The sequence below is a fragment of the Streptomyces sp. PsTaAH-124 genome (genome assembly GCF_000373685.1).
In the GTDB taxonomy this organism is placed as follows: domain Bacteria; phylum Actinomycetota; class Actinomycetes; order Streptomycetales; family Streptomycetaceae; genus Streptomyces; species Streptomyces andamanensis.
Genome location: NZ_KB892167.1, coordinates 104,060 through 118,186, shown reverse-complemented (window position 1 = coordinate 118,186; position 14,127 = coordinate 104,060). Strand labels below are relative to the sequence as shown.

At 73.8% G+C, this 14,127-nt stretch carries 12 protein-coding genes; 1 reads left to right on the top strand and 11 read right to left on the bottom strand.

Annotated elements, in window-relative coordinates:
• Window positions 1-190 precede the first annotated feature (190 nt).
• The 6 genes from B086_RS0114380 to pdxH form a co-directional block, all read right to left on the bottom strand.
• The gene (locus tag B086_RS0114380) at window positions 191-1,162 is read right to left on the bottom strand and encodes an alpha/beta fold hydrolase (protein WP_018567116.1); all 972 of its coding nucleotides are present in this window, start codon (window positions 1,160-1,162) and stop codon (window positions 191-193) included.
• A 658-nt stretch (window positions 1,163-1,820) separates the two neighbouring features.
• Window positions 1,821-2,513 carry a metal-dependent transcriptional regulator gene (locus B086_RS0114375; protein WP_018567115.1) on the bottom strand — a complete coding sequence of 231 codons (693 nt, stop codon included), beginning with the start codon at window positions 2,511-2,513 and terminating at the stop codon, window positions 1,821-1,823.
• 404 nt (window positions 2,514-2,917) lie between these two features.
• Window positions 2,918-4,438, bottom strand: coding sequence for a PAS domain-containing protein (locus B086_RS39990; RefSeq protein WP_018567114.1), 1,521 nt, complete (start codon window positions 4,436-4,438; stop codon window positions 2,918-2,920).
• 136 nt (window positions 4,439-4,574) lie between these two features.
• A complete protein-coding gene (locus tag B086_RS0114365; RefSeq protein ID WP_026252420.1) occupies window positions 4,575-5,030 on the bottom strand; it encodes a GNAT family N-acetyltransferase in 456 nt (151 codons plus the stop codon).
• Window positions 5,031-5,128: 98 nt separating this feature from the next.
• Window positions 5,129-5,884 carry an SIS domain-containing protein gene (locus B086_RS0114360; protein WP_018567112.1) on the bottom strand — a complete coding sequence of 252 codons (756 nt, stop codon included), beginning with the start codon at window positions 5,882-5,884 and terminating at the stop codon, window positions 5,129-5,131.
• A gap of 116 nt (window positions 5,885-6,000) precedes the next feature.
• The gene (pdxH, locus tag B086_RS0114355) at window positions 6,001-6,630 is read right to left on the bottom strand and encodes a pyridoxamine 5'-phosphate oxidase (RefSeq protein WP_018567111.1); all 630 of its coding nucleotides are present in this window, start codon (window positions 6,628-6,630) and stop codon (window positions 6,001-6,003) included.
• A 337-nt stretch (window positions 6,631-6,967) separates the two neighbouring features.
• Between pdxH and B086_RS0114350 the strand changes: the two genes are divergently transcribed.
• The gene (locus B086_RS0114350) at window positions 6,968-8,068 is read left to right on the top strand and encodes a citrate synthase 2 (RefSeq protein ID WP_018567110.1); all 1,101 of its coding nucleotides are present in this window, start codon (window positions 6,968-6,970) and stop codon (window positions 8,066-8,068) included.
• Between the two features lie 39 nt (window positions 8,069-8,107).
• Here B086_RS0114350 and B086_RS0114345 read toward each other — a convergent pair whose 3' ends face one another.
• From B086_RS0114345 to B086_RS0114325, 5 genes are read right to left on the bottom strand one after another with little or no spacing between them, the layout of a single operon-like run.
• Window positions 8,108-8,719 (bottom strand): TetR/AcrR family transcriptional regulator, encoded by a 612-nt coding sequence (locus B086_RS0114345; RefSeq protein ID WP_026252418.1) that lies wholly within the window; start codon window positions 8,717-8,719, stop codon window positions 8,108-8,110.
• Window positions 8,707-9,456: an enoyl-CoA hydratase family protein gene (locus B086_RS0114340; protein WP_018567108.1), complete on the bottom strand. Its 750-nt coding sequence runs from the start codon at window positions 9,454-9,456 to the stop codon at window positions 8,707-8,709. The genes B086_RS0114345 and B086_RS0114340 overlap by 13 nt, the downstream gene beginning before the upstream one ends.
• The gene (locus B086_RS0114335) at window positions 9,453-11,021 is read right to left on the bottom strand and encodes a 4-coumarate--CoA ligase family protein (RefSeq protein WP_018567107.1); all 1,569 of its coding nucleotides are present in this window, start codon (window positions 11,019-11,021) and stop codon (window positions 9,453-9,455) included. Before B086_RS0114335 ends, B086_RS0114340 begins: the two co-directional genes overlap by 4 nt.
• A 36-nt stretch (window positions 11,022-11,057) precedes the next feature.
• The gene (locus B086_RS0114330; protein WP_018567106.1) at window positions 11,058-12,218 is read right to left on the bottom strand and encodes an acyl-CoA dehydrogenase family protein; all 1,161 of its coding nucleotides are present in this window, start codon (window positions 12,216-12,218) and stop codon (window positions 11,058-11,060) included.
• Complete coding sequence (locus B086_RS0114325; protein ID WP_018567105.1) at window positions 12,215-14,119, bottom strand: biotin carboxylase N-terminal domain-containing protein; 1,905 nt, start codon at window positions 14,117-14,119, stop codon at window positions 12,215-12,217. The genes B086_RS0114330 and B086_RS0114325 overlap by 4 nt, the downstream gene beginning before the upstream one ends.
• Window positions 14,120-14,127: the final 8 nt, after the last annotated feature.

Sequence of the window (14,127 nt, the reverse complement as noted above, 5' to 3'; positions counted from 1 at the left end):
GCCGCCGCCGAGGGCATCGCCGGTGACGGCGGGGTGCTCGGCGTGGAAGGACCGCAGGAACTCCTCCCAAGGATCTGTCCGGCCGATCACGGCGAAGACGCGGGCCCACAAGGCACTGTTGCCTCCCTCCACCATGACCGGCCGGACAGGTCCTGGGCGGCGGTGGAGGGGGCCCGGACGGTGGGCGTGTTCACGGGGCGAGGACCCTTTCCAGGAACGGCGAGACGGCCGCCCGCCATGCCTCGGGCTGGTCGAAGTGGACGAGGTGGCCGGCGTCGGTGACCTCCGCGTACTCGCCGAGCGGCAGGACGCGGACCATCTCCTGCGCCTCCGCGCGGCCCAGTTCGCCGTCGAGGCCGCGGACGACGAGGGCCGGGCACCGCACCTGGGCCAGTTCCTCCCAGTGCGCGTCGTACACCCAGGTCTCGCGGGAGACGAGCATCTGCTCGGGTTCGAACACGGGGCGCCAGCCGTCCGCGCCCTCGTGCATGATCTCGGCGTAGAACGCGCCGCGGGCCGGATCCGGCCGCTCCACCCAGGGATCGTCCGCGCCGAACCACTTGCGGACATCGGCGAGGGTGGCGAACGGCGTCGGCCAGGTCTTGAACCAGTCCTCCCACTCGCGCTGGGAGGCCGCGCCGAGCGCGGAGGCGCGCATGTCGCAGATGACCAGTGCGCGCACCAGGTCGGGGCGCTTGGCGGCGAGCTGCCAGGCGGTCAGCGCGCCCATGGCGTGTCCGACGAGGACGGCCGGGCCGAGACCGAGCTGCTCCACGGCCGCCTCGGCGTCCTCGATGTAGGCCTCGCGGGTGTACGCGCGCCGCGGGGGCTTCTCGCTCTGGCCGTGGCCCCGCTGGTCCAGGGCCACGGTGCGGTGCCGCTCGGCGAGCCAGCGGGCGGTCGGCGCCCAGTGGGAGGCCCGGCCCATGAGTCCGTGCAGTAACAGCACCCCGGCGCCCCCGGCACCGGCCGCCCGCGCGTGACCGGCCGCCGGTGCCTGCGGATCAGGGGGCTCGGGCGGCTCGCTGAGCTGCCGCGGCAGCCCGCCGCGGTGGGCACCGGCCCGCGCCGGTACGTACGGCCGCTCCTTCGGGGGTTCGGCGAACTCCCAGGCGGCCAGCCGTACGCCGCCCGCCCCGGTCACGTCGATACGCCGCGCCATGTGGTCCTGGCACCCCCTAGCTCTGCCCTGGCTCCGCCACGACCGCCCGCTCGCCACCGCCCGGCAGGCCGTCCGGCAGTTCTGCCCGGCCTGCCCGGTCTACCCGGTCCGTCCGGTCTGCTCGTGCGCTGTCCGTGCGGGTGCGGGAGCCGTGATTCCACTTACCAGATTATCGAATACCCATTCGAAAAAGCCGCTTGCGTCACGAACACCCCTCGTTCGAGTGACCCGCCGCAAGGAATGATCGCCGCCGCCGAGGGGAGATCTTCAACGGGAGGCGGACCACTCGGGGAAAAGCGGTCCGAGGGGACGACCCTGGGAGCTCGGGGCTCCGGGTCGCACAGGGGAGGACCGGCCCCGGCGCCGCTCAGCGCCGGGGCCCTCTCCACGTCCGCGTGGTGTGCACGGTGCGCCACATCCTCCCCCACCCCCCAGCGTCATATGCCTCACGCAACAGCGTCGCACGCCGGGCTCCCGAGCGCTCCGCTTCGACGCACGAAAACCGGACGGAGACGGCCACCGGAGAGGCCCCCGGAAGACCGGAAACGGATCGGACGACCGGACACGACGGCCGACGCGACGACCCCGGCGGACCGGACGGGCGGACCGGACCGCCACCCGGTCGTCCGGACCGGCCGGACCGGCTGGACCGGCCGGATCAGCGCTTGGCGACGAAGACGTGCGAGGCGACCTCCGACTCCAGCTCCGCCGCCTCACCCCCGCTGCCCACCAGCACACCGCCCGCCGCCTCGGTCACGCTCACCACCGAGCCCGGCTGCACACCCGCGCGCCGCAGCGTGTACATCAGCTGCGCGTCCGTCTGGATCGGCTCCCCGATCCGGCGCACCACGACCGTCTTCCCCTCGGCACCCGGATCCAGCTCGCTCAGCGCGACCAGACCCGCGTCCAGGAACGGGTCCGCGCCGTCCTTCTCGCCCAGCTCCTCAAGACCCGGGATCGGATTGCCGTACGGCGACTCGGTCGGATGCCGCAGCAGCTCCAGCACCCGGCGCTCCACCGCCTCGCTCATCACATGCTCCCAGCGGCACGCCTCGGCGTGCACCTGCTCCCACTCCAGGCCGATCACGTCGACCAGCAGACACTCCGCCAGCCGGTGCTTGCGCATCACGCGCGTGGCCAGCCTGCGGCCCTCGTCCGTCAGCTCCAGATGCCGGTCCGCGGCCACCGAGACGAGACCGTCCCGCTCCATCCGCGCGACCGTCTGGCTCACGGTCGGTCCACTCTGGTCCAGGCGCTCCGCGATCCGGGCGCGCATGGGGACGACGCCTTCCTCCTCCAGCTCGAGGATGGTGCGGAGATACATCTCCGTGGTGTCGATCAGTCCGGACATACGTGCCCCTCGATTACCTCTGCCGGAAGCCCTGCGACTTCACGGCGCGTGCGCTGACCCTGAACTCAATTCTGACGCATACCACTGACAATCGGAGCGCTCCGCGCGAACAGCGGTCTCCGGCGGAAACGGAGTGCGACAATCCGCGCACACGCAGACGACCCGCGAGCTGGGTCCTCCGCCTGACGGCGGAGAGCCGGCCGGACGTACCGGCAGCTCGCGGGTCGGGTGACTGCTTGGGATCGGGCCGGCTGCGCGCACAACTCACACGCCGGTCCGGCACCGCACTGAACGTGGTGACGGGCCGCTAGCCCGCAGCCACCTCACGCGTCCGGTTTCCATACATCTGCCGAACCACCTCCCTTCTCGTGTACTCCACACCCTAGGAACCGTCCGGCGCCCGATCAACCGCTTTTTCCAGGACCGCTCCCGGGCCGTCCGGGACGCTCGGGACGCTCCAGCAGTTCCGCCAGGTCCAGGGTGGTCGCGATGCGGGCGGCGATGTCCTCGGCGTGGGCCGAGTCGGCGCGTTCGAAGGGGGCTCGGCCCGTGGTGCGCAGGAAGGTGACGACGCCGAGGGTGCGGCCGCGGCTGCGGAGGACCGCGCACAGGGCGTGGACGGTGTCGGTGGGCCACTGCCGGGCCTGGGCCCAGAGGCGGGCCTGGTCGGCCGGTGCGGTGCCGACGGTGGCGCGTACCGAGCCGGTGCGCTGGATGCACTGGAGGGCGGGGTGGCCCTCGGCGTAGCGGACGGGGAGTCCGGCCTGGCCGGTGAGCAGGCTGGGGCCGGGTCCGGCGGTGGGGGTGGCGGCGGCGCGGACCAGGTCGGCCGGCGGCGCGTCGGTGTCGTCCGGTGCCGGGGTGCGGGCGGCGCCCGCGGGGTGGCGTACGCGGTCGACGAGGGCGTGGTCGGCGAAGCCCGCCAGGGCGAAGTCGAGGTGGACGGTGGCGGCCTCCAGCGGGTTGTCGCACTCGGCGGCGGCGCGGGCGGCGCGGTGCAGCTGGTTGGTGCGGAAGCGCAGCAGGGAGGCTTCCTGTTCGCTGCGCCGGGATTCGGTGACGTCGGCGAAGAGCCAGGCGACGCCGAGCGGGACGGGTTCCTCGGCGAGGGGCGAGGCGAGCCGGACGAAGCCGCTGCGCCAGCAGCGCCGCCGTTCGCCCTCGGGGCCGCGTACGCCCACCCAGATCTCGGCGGGTGCGGGGGGTGCGCCCTCCGCCAGGACGTGGGTGAGGGCGCTCTCCAGTTCCTCGACGCCCTGGGAGAGGAGTTCGCCCAGGGGGCGGCCGAGGGCGGCGGTGCGGCCGGTGCCGAGGGCCTGGGCCGCGTGCGCGTTGACGACGGCGGGGCGCAGGTCGGCGTCGATGAGGACGACGCCCCAGGAGGCGTCCTCGAAGAGGGCCTCGCTCAGGGCGATGGAGCGTTCCAGGTCGATCTGGGCGTGCACCTCGCTGAAGGCGCAGTACAGGCCGGCGGGCCTGCCGTCGGGGCCGCGCACGGCGGCGGACTGGGTGCGTACGAGGACGCGTCCGCCGTCCTTGGTGAGCAGGGCGAACTCGTGGACCTGCCGTCCGGTGGCGTGCATGGCGGACATCAGCCGCCGTTCGACCTCCTCGGCGTCGGCGCTGCGTACGGCCCAGCCGGCGAAGCCGTGCCGGCCGACGGCCTCGGCGCTGGTCCAGCCGAGGATGCGTTCGGCCTCGCGGTTCCAGTGGGTGACCACGCCGTCCGCGTCGAAGGCGCACAGGGCGGCGTCCATGCCGTCGAGGAGGGCGGCGAGCAGGTCGGAGCCGTCGGGGCCGCCGGGGACACCGGGCCCGTCGGGGCCGTCGTCGGCCCCGGAGCCGTCCCGTCGGGGATCGGGCTCGTCCGGTCCCAGTTCGTCGGTGGCTCCTCTACGCCGGGAAGCACTCACCTGGACCCCCATCAGGCTGCGTCCGCTGGTACGGCGCGTCGGTTCGCTCTCTCACCATCATTCAACTTGAACGTGATGCAGCACACACCGGGTTCCCCGAGATTGGTCTCCCGAGCCGGTGCGGAGCGGGGAGCGCGGGGTTCCCGTGTCAGCGGGTGTCAGTGGCCGTCAGGCGCAGCGTCAGCCATACGTCGTGCTCGTCGGGGAGTACGTACCGCTCGGTCTCGGTGAAGCCGCGGGCGGCGGCGAAGCGTACGCCGTCCTCGTTGGCGGCCAGGACGACGGTCTCCACGGCGCGCGCGCCGAGCACGCGCGCGTGGGTGAGGCCCCGGGTGTACAGGGCGGTGCCGATGCCCGTGCGGCGGTGGCCGGGGAGCACGCGCGCGATGACGGTGGCGACGGCGTCCTCGCCCGCGGGCGGGCGCACGGTGGAGCAGCCCACGAGGGTGTCGCCGAGGTAGGCGTTCTCCAGCCGGTTGCGTCCGGCGCGCTCGCGGACCTCGTCGAGGGTGAGGGCGGCGGGGGGCACGATCGTGTTGTGGACGTGCCGCCACGCGCGGAGCATGGCCTCGCCGGACACGGGTTCGATACGAAGATCAGACACGGGAGCAGCGAACCGTACCTCCGCGGGGCGGTCAACCGGTTTGGCGCGGGGGCGCGCGCGACCGGTGCCGCGGGGGCGTGGTGTCGCGGTGGCGGCCGTCAGCGCCGGTAGAAGATGCGGTCCGCGTACTGGTCGAAGACGCGGCTGTTCCATTCGAGGCCGCCGTCGACATTGCCGGAGCGCAGCAGCGGGGGCTCGATGCCACGCTCGGCCAGGACTCCGGCGGCGGTCGCGAGGACGGCCTGGAGGAGGGCGGAGGTGACGACGGTGGAGGCGGGGGCGAAGGGCGCCGGGACGGTGTCGAGGGTGAGTTCGGCGTCGCCGATGGCGATCTTGGAGTCGAGGACCAGGTCGCAGTGGTCCTTGAGGTAGGTGCCCGAGGAGTGGCGGGAGCTGGTCTCGCTCGCGTAGGCGACGGAGGTCACGCCGATCACGTGGACGCCGAGGGAGCGGGCGTGCAGGGCCATGTCGACGGGCAGGGCGTTGCGGCCGGACAGCGAGACGATGACCAGGGTGTCGCCCGCGCGCAGCGGGGAGCTGTCCAGGACGGCGGCGGCGAGGCCGTCGACGCGTTCCAGGGCGGAGCCGAGGGTGGCGGGCATGACGTCGACGCCGACGGTGCCGGGGACGGTGAGCAGGTTCATCAGGGCGAGGCCGCCGGCGCGGTAGACGACGTCCTGGGCGGCGAGGGAGGAGTGTCCGGCGCCGAAGGCGAACAGCCGGCCGCCCGCGGCGACGGTGTCGGCGAGCAGGGTGCCGGCGGCCGTGATGGAGTCGGCCTCCTCGTCCCGGACCCGCTGGAGCAGGCCGATGGCGGCGTCGAAGAACTGGCCGGCCAACGTGCGGTCGCTCATGCGGGGTCCGTCCCTTCGGCAGGTCTGCGTGTCGCGGATCACGGTGAGGTCTGAACCACAGCCGTGTCAATACGGCGTGTCCGCGCGGTGAACCGCCCCGGCGGCGCTCGGGAGGCTCAGGGGCTCAGCCGCTCCACCCGCCAGCCGCCGTCCGCCTCGGCGACGTAGCGCAGGCGGTCGTGGAGGCGGTTCTCGCGGCCCTGCCAGAACTCGACGGAGCGGGGTGCGACGCGGAAGCCGCCCCAGTGGGGCGGGACGGGGACCTCCTCGCCCTCGGGGTAGCGGGCGGCGAGTTCGGCGTAGGAGGCGTCCAGGACGCCGCGGGTGGTGATGACCGTGGACTGGGCGCTGGCCCAGGCGCCGAGCCGGGAGCCGTGCGGGCGGCTGCGGAAGTAGGCGGCGGTCTCCTCGCGTCCGGTGCGGCGGGCGACGCCCTCGACGATGACCTGGCGGGCCATGGGGTGCCAGGGGAACAGCAGGGAGATGTGCGGGTTCTCGGCGAGATCGCGTCCCTTGCGGGAGTCGTAGTTGGTGTAGAAGACGAAGCCCTGTTCGTCGAAGCCCTTGAGCAGGACCGTGCGGGAGCTGGGGCGGCCCGCGGCATCGGCGGTGGAGACGACCATGGCGTTGGGCTCGAACAGGCGTCCCTCGGCGGCCGCCTGCCGGAACCAGCGGGCGAACTGCGCCACGGGAGTGTCGGCCAGTTCGGCCTCGGACAGGCCCTCGGCGCGGTAGTGCTTGCGCATGGAGGCGAGGTCGAGCGGCGCTGATTCTCCGGCTTCTCGGTCGGTCACGCGGTCATCCTGCCGTATGGCGGCCCTTGGTCCGCAGCGTGTCCTTCGTCACTGCATGGCACTGAGTGCCGCACTCTCTCCCCAAAGGTGGCACTCAGGGATATCGTGCTGTTGCCGACCCGGTGGGGTGACCGCCGACCGCGCGGGGCATGACAGGGATGACCGCCCCGGACCGCGAGTCTGTGCCACGCGACCGCGGATCCGTACGGCGCGCGCCACTTCCGACCTCCGACAGCTGGGCGTCGTCTCCGTCGCCCCATCTGCCGCACAGACCACGAGGAGCCGCCTGATGTCCGATTTCGTGCCCGGACTCGAGGGAGTCGTCGCGTTCGAGACGGAGATCGCCGAACCCGACAAGGAGGGCGGCGCCCTGCGGTACCGGGGCGTCGACATCGAGGATCTCGTCGGCAAGGTCTCCTTCGGCAATGTGTGGGGGCTGCTCGTCGACGGCGCCTTCAACCCCGGGCTGCCGCCCGCCGAGCCGTTCCCGATCCCGGTGCACTCGGGCGACATCCGGGTGGACGTGCAGTCGGCGCTGGCGATGCTGGCGCCGGTGTGGGGCCTGAAGCCGCTGCTGGACATCGACGCCGAGCAGGCCCGCGACGATCTGGCGCGGGCGGCCGTGATGGCGCTGTCCTACGTCGCCCAGTCCGCGCGCGGGCAGGGCCTGCCGATGGTGCCGCAGAGCGAGATCGACAAGGCGGGCTCCATCACCGAGCGGTTCATGATCCGCTGGCGCGGCGAGCCCGATCCGCGGCATGTGGCGGCCGTGGACGCCTACTGGTCCTCCGCCGCCGAGCACGGCATGAACGCCTCGACGTTCACCGCCCGGGTCATCGCCTCCACCGGCGCCGACGTGGCCGCCGCCCTGTCGGGCGCGGTGGGCGCGATGTCCGGTCCGCTGCACGGCGGGGCGCCCTCCCGGGTGCTCGGCATGATCGAGGAGATCGAGCGGACCGGGGACGCGGCCGGGTACGTGCGCCGGACGCTGGACCGCGGCGAGCGGCTGATGGGCTTCGGCCACCGGGTGTACCGGGCCGAGGACCCGCGCGCGCGGGTGCTGCGCCGCACCGCCCGCGAACTGGGCGCGCCGCGCTACGAGGTGGCCGAGGCGCTGGAGAAGGCGGCCCTGGAGGAGCTGCACAGCCGCCGTCCGGACCGGGTGCTGGCCACGAACGTGGAGTTCTGGGCGGCGATCATGCTGGACTTCGCCGAGGTCCCGGCGCACATGTTCACGTCGATGTTCACCTGTGCCCGTACGGCGGGCTGGTCGGCGCACATCCTGGAGCAGAAGCGGACCGGCCGCCTGGTGCGTCCCTCCGCGCGGTACATCGGTCCCGGTCCGCGCGGTCCGCAGGAGATCGAGGGGTACGAGGCCATCGCGCACTGAGCGCACCCGCGCCGCCCGTCGGGGCGTCGGGGCGTCGGGTCAGCCCAGCGCGTCGTCGAGCATGGCCGCCCACTGGGCGACGACGCGGTCGCGGCGGGCCGCGTCGTCGGTGAGGAGGTTGGCCAGGCCCAGGCCGCGCGCCATGTCGAGGAAGCCCTGCACGCTCTCGCGGGCGCCGGGGCGGCTCTCGTCGGCGCCGAGGAGTTCCACGGCGATGCGGTGGGTCTCGCGGCCGACGCGGGCCTCCAGTTCGGTGACGCGGGCGCCGAGCTGGTCCTCGTTGGAGGCGGCCACCCACAGGTGCAGGGCGGCGCGGAAGAGCGGTCCGGTGAACAGGTCGACCAGGGCGCCCGCGACGGCCCGCCGGTCACCGCGCGCGCCCTGGGTGCCCTGCGGGAACAGGGCGCGCAGGGCGGTGGAGCGCTCCTCGGCGACGTACTCGACGGCAGCGGTGAACAGGTCCTCGCGGGTGGGGAAGTGGTGCTGTGCCGCGCCCCGGGAGACCCCGGCGCGCTCGGCGACGACGGACACCGTGGATCCGGCCCAGCCGTGTTCGGCGAGGCAGGCGACCGCCGCCTGGAGGAGCCGCTGCCGGGTGGCCCGGCTGCGGTCCTGCTTGGGGCGGCGGTCGGCGGGGGTCACAGCACCCATGCGGCATCCCGTCGTTCGAGGAAGGCCGTCATCCCCTCCCTGGCCTGGGCGGAGGCGAACAGCCGGGCCGAGAGCGCGGTCAGGCCGTCCGCCTCCCGGTCGAAGGTCTCCAGCACCTTAGCCGTGAGCAGCCGTTTCGTCGCGGCCAGGGCCTCGGGGGCCGAGCGGCGCAGCCCGTCGAGCATGGGGTCGAGTACGGCGTCGACGTCGTCGCCCGCGGCGGTGAGCAGGCCGATGCGCGCCGCCTCGGCCGCGTCGAAGCGCTCCCCGGTGAGGTAGTAGCGGGCCAGGGCGCGTGGGTCGGCGCGCGGCAGCAGCGGCAGCGAGATCACGGCGGGCGCGACCCCGATGCGCACCTCGGTGAACGCGAAGGTCGACGTGTGCGCACCGGCGGCGATGTCGCAGGCCGTGAGCAGGCCGAGGCCGCCCGCGCGGACGTGTCCGGTGACCCGGGCGAGGACCGGGCGGGGCAGTTCCACGATCCGGCGCAGCAGTCCGGTCAGGGCCTCGGGGGCGGGCGGGTCGCGCAGGTCGGCGCCCGCGCTGAAGGTGGTGCCGGTGTGGGTGAGGACGACGGCGCGGACGCCGGGGTCGGCGGCGCAGTCGGCGAGTGCCGCGTCGAGTTCGGCGACGAGCGCGGCGGACAGGGCGTTGCGGGTGGCGGGCGCGTCGAGGGTGAGGGTCTGCACGCCGCGGGTGCGGGTGCGGGTGACGAGCGCGGTGGTGTCGGTGGTCATGTGCGGTCCCTGAGCTGTCGTCGCAGGATCTTGCCGGAGGCGGCGCGCGGCACGGCGTCGGTGAAGGTGACGCGGCGCACCCGCTTGTAGGGGGCGGCGCGCTCGGCGACGTACCGCATGACCGCTTCCGCGGAGAGTCCGGCGGCGGCGGGGCCGCGCACCACGTGGGCGTGCGGGATCTCGTTGCCGTCGTCGTCGCGGGCGCCGACCACGGCGGCGTCGGCGATGTCCGGGTGGGTGAGGAGCAGGGCCTCCAGTTCGGCGGGTGCCACCTGGTAGCCCTTGTACTTGATGAGTTCCTTGACGCGGTCGACGACGAAGAGCCAGCCGTCGGCGTCGACCCGGCCGACGTCGCCGGTGTGCAGCCAGCCGTCGGCGTCGATCAGGGCGCCGGTCTCCTCGGGCCGCCCCAGATAGCCCTTCATGACCTGGGGGCCGCGCACCAGGATCTCGCCGGCCTCGCCGGGCCCGAGGTCGCGTGCCGGGTCGTCGAGGGCGACGATGCGCATCTCGGTACCGGCGATGAGCTTGCCGACGGTGCCGGGGGGCGCCTCGTGCAGGGCGGTGGGCGGGACGACATGCGTGCCCGGGGACAGTTCGGTCATGCCGTACGCCTGGCCGACCGGGGGCAGGCCCAGGCGCCGGGAGCAGGCGGCGGCGAGCTGGGCGTCCAGGGGTGCGGCCGCGCTGAGGACGTACTTCAGCGACGACAGGTCGTATCCGTCGACCGCCGGGTGCTTGGCGAGGGCGAGGACGATCGGCGGGGCGGCGTACAGGATGCCGATGCGGTGGTTCTGGACGGCGGCGAGGAAGGTGTCCAGCTCGAAGCGGGGCAGGACGACGACGGTGGCGCCTTTGCGCAGCGGGGCGTTCATCAGGGCGGTGAGCCCGTAGATATGAAAAAAGGGCAGGACGGCGAGGATGCGGTCGCCGGGGCCGATGGTGACCGCCGGTTCGAGCTGGGCGAGGTTGGTGCCGATCTGCCGGTGGGTGAGCATCACGCCCTTGGGGGTGCCGGTGGTGCCCGAGGAGTACGGCAGGACGGCGACGTCCTCCACCGGGTCGATCACGACGTCCGGTTCGGGCGCAGTGGAGGCCAGCATGGCGGTCAGCGAGCGGTGCCCCTCCGCGCTGTCGCAGACCAGGATCTCCCGCACCCCGCCCGCGAGGCGGGCGGCCTCGCGGGCGGTGCCGAGCAGCGGCGAGACGGTGACGATCCAGCGGGCCGCGGAGTCCCGTAGCTGCTTGGCGAACTCCTCGGGCGTGGCGAGCGGGTGCACGGTGGTGACCGAGGCACCCGCGCGCGTGGCGGCGTAGAAGGCGAGCGGGAAGGCGATCGTGTTGGGGCTGTGCAGGGCGAGGACGTCGCCCTTGCGCACGCCGGTCTCCGCGAGCGCCGCGGCGAGGCGGCGGTGGAACCGGTCGACCTGTGCGTAGGTGAGGGTGGTGCCGTCCGTGCCGTCGATCAGCGCGGGCGTGTCGCCGAAGTCGGCGGCGTGCCCCAGGACGGCTTCGTGGATGGGCAGTTCCACGGCCGGAACGTCTGCGTACTCGCTGCGGAACACGGTTCCTCCTCGCCCCGCCGACGGCGGGTCGGCGGGTCAGTACGACTTGGGCAGGCCCAGGCTCTGGTGGGACACGTAGTTCAGGATCATTTCCCGGCTGACCGGGGCGATACGGGCCACGCGGGACGCGGTGATCAGGGAGGCGAGGCCGAACTCGCGGGTGAGGCCGTTGCCGCCGAGGGTGTGCACGGCTTGGTCGACCGCCTTCACACAGGCTTCCCCGGCCGCGTACTTGGCCATGTTCGCGGCCTCCCCGGCGCCGATGTCGTCGCCCGCGTCGTACAGATGGGCGGCCTTCTGCATCATCAGGCGGGCCAGTTCGAGGTCGATGTGGGCCTGGGCGAGCGGGTGGGCGATGGCCTGGTGGGCGCCGATCGGGGTCTTCCACACGGAGCGCTCGCGGGCGTACTCCAGGGCCCGTTCCAGCGCGTAGCGGCCCATGCCGATGGCGAAGGCGGCGGTCATGATGCGTTCGGGGTTGAGTCCGGCGAACAGCTGGAGCAGGCCCGCGTCCTCGTCGCCGACGAGCGCGTCGGCGGGCAGCCGCACGTCGTCCAGGGTCAGCTCGAACTGCTTCTCGGCCGCGTTCAGTTCCATGTCGATGGGGCGGCGCCCGAAGCCCTCGGCGTCCGGCGGGACGATGAACAGGCAGGGCTTGAGGCGGCCGGTGCGGGCGTCCTCGGTGCGGCCGACGACGAGCACGGCGTCGGCGATGTCCACCCCGGAGATGAACACCTTGCGGCCGGTGAGCAGCCAGTCGTCGCCGTCGCGGCGCGCGGTGGTGGTGATGCGGTGGGAGTTGGACCCGGCGTCGGGTTCGGTGATGGCGAAGGCCATGGTGCGGGTGCCGTCGGCGATCCCGGGCAGCCAGGCGCGCTTCTGCTCCTCGGTGCCGAAGCGGGCGATGACGGTGCCGCAGATGGCCGGTGAGACGACCAGCATCAGCAACGGGGCTCCCGCGGCGCCCAGTTCCTCCAGGACGAGGCAGAGCTCGGCGACGCCGCCGCCTCCGCCGCCGTACTCCTCGGGCAGGTTGACGCCGAGGTAGCCGAGCTTTCCGGCCTCGGCCCACAGTTCGGCGGGGTGGTGGCCCTCGGCGACGGTGCGGGCGATGTAGTCGCGTCCGTAGCGCTTGCCGAGCGCCGACACGGCGGCGCGCAGGGCCTGGTGCTCTTCGGTTTCGATGACGGGGCTCATGCGGTCTCCCGGGTGCGGGTGGGCTGGGGTTGCTCGCGCGGTTCTCCGTGCCCCTGGTCCTCCCGCACCACCGCCAGCAGCGCGCCGGGCTCGACCTGCTGCCCGGGGGTGGCGTGCAGGGCCGTGAGGGTGCCGGTGACGGGCGCGGAGATCTTGTGTTCCATCTTCATCGCCTCCAGCCACAGCAGGGGCTCTCCGGCCCGTACGGCGGCTCCTTCGGCGAGGCCGTCGGCGAGGCGGACGACGGTGCCGGGCATGGGGGCGAGCAGGGACCCGGGGGCGCGCTGGGCGGCCGGGTCGGGGAAGCGGGGCAGGGCGGTGAGGGCGGTGCCGTTCACATGGACCCGGTCGCCGTAGCGGGTGACGGTGTACGGGCGCCGTACGCCGTCCGCCTCCAGGACGACCCGGCGCGCGTCCACGTGCACCACGCGCACCTCGCCGGTGTCGGCGGCCAGTCCCGCGCGGGTGTGCCGGTAGCGGACCTCGTGCTCCTCGCCCGCCATCAGGTAGCGCTTGACCTGCGGCTGCGAGGGCACGTTGCGCCAGCCGCCGAAGCGGGAGCGGCCGTGGGCGTCGGCGAGGGCGGCGGCCAGCGGGGCGTACGGGTCGCGCTCGGGCGCGGTCAGCCCGGCGAGGTGGCGGCCGTAGAAGCCGGTGTCCATGCGGCCGGCGGTGAACTCCTCGTGCCGCAGGGAGCGGACGAGCAGGTCGCGGTTGGTGACCGGGCCGTGCACCTCGGCGCGTTCCAGGGCCCCGGCGAGGCGGCGGACGGCCTCCGCGCGCGTGGGGGCGTGGGCGACGACCTTGGCGAGCATCGGGTCGTAGTGCACGCCGATGGTGTCGCCGTCGGTGTAGCCGGTGTCCAGGCGGACGCCGTCCGGGACGGCGAGGCGGTGCAGGGTGCCGGTCTGCGGGGCCCAGTCGCGGGCGGGGTCCTCGGCGTACAGGCGGGCCTCGATCGCGTGTCCACGCGCGCGTGGCGGTGCGGCGGGCAGGGCGTGGCCCTCGGCGACGCGGAGCTGCTCGGCGACCAGGTCGACGCCGAACACGGCCTCGGTGACGGGGTGTTCCACCTGGAGGCGGGTGTTCATCTCCAGGAAGTGCGCCCGGCCGTCGGCCACCAGGAACTCGACGGTTCCGGCGCCGGTGTAGTCGACGGCGCGCGCGGCCCGTACCGCCAGCTCGCGCAGTTCCTCTTCCAGGGCGGCGGACAGCCCGGGGGCGGGTGCCTCCTCGACGACCTTCTGGTGGCGGCGCTGGAGGGAGCAGTCGCGGGTGCCCAGCGCCCACACGGTGCCGTGGGTGTCGGCGAGCACCTGCACCTCGATGTGGCGGCCGTCCTCCAGGTACGGCTCGGTGAACACCTCGCCGTCGCCGAAGGCGTGCGCGGCCTCCGCGCGCGCGGCGGCCCGTTCGGTCTCCAGGTCCGCCAGGCGCCGTACGATCCGCATGCCGCGGCCGCCGCCGCCCGCCGCCGCCTTCACCAGGACGGGCAGGTCGGCCTCGGTGACCTCGTCCAGGGGCGCGATGCCCATGAGCTGCTTGGCGCGGGTCTTGGACGCCATCGCCTCGATCGCCTCGGGCGGCGGGCCGACCCAGACCAGGCCCGCATCCAGGACGGCGCGGGCGAATCCGGCGTTCTCGGAGAGGAAGCCGTAGCCGGGGTGCACGGCGTCCGCCCCGGCCGCGAGGGCCGCCTTCACGATCAGGTCGCCGCGCAGATACGTCTCGGCGGGGGTGTCCCCCGGCAGGCGTACGGCGGCGTCGGCCACGCGCGCGTGCAGGGCGTCCGCGTCCGCGTCGGAGTGCACGGCCAGGGTGCGGATGCCCAGTGCGCGGCAGGTGCGGAAGATCCGGCAGGCGATCTCGCCCCGGTTGGCGACGAGCAGGTGGGAAATCACAGGACGGT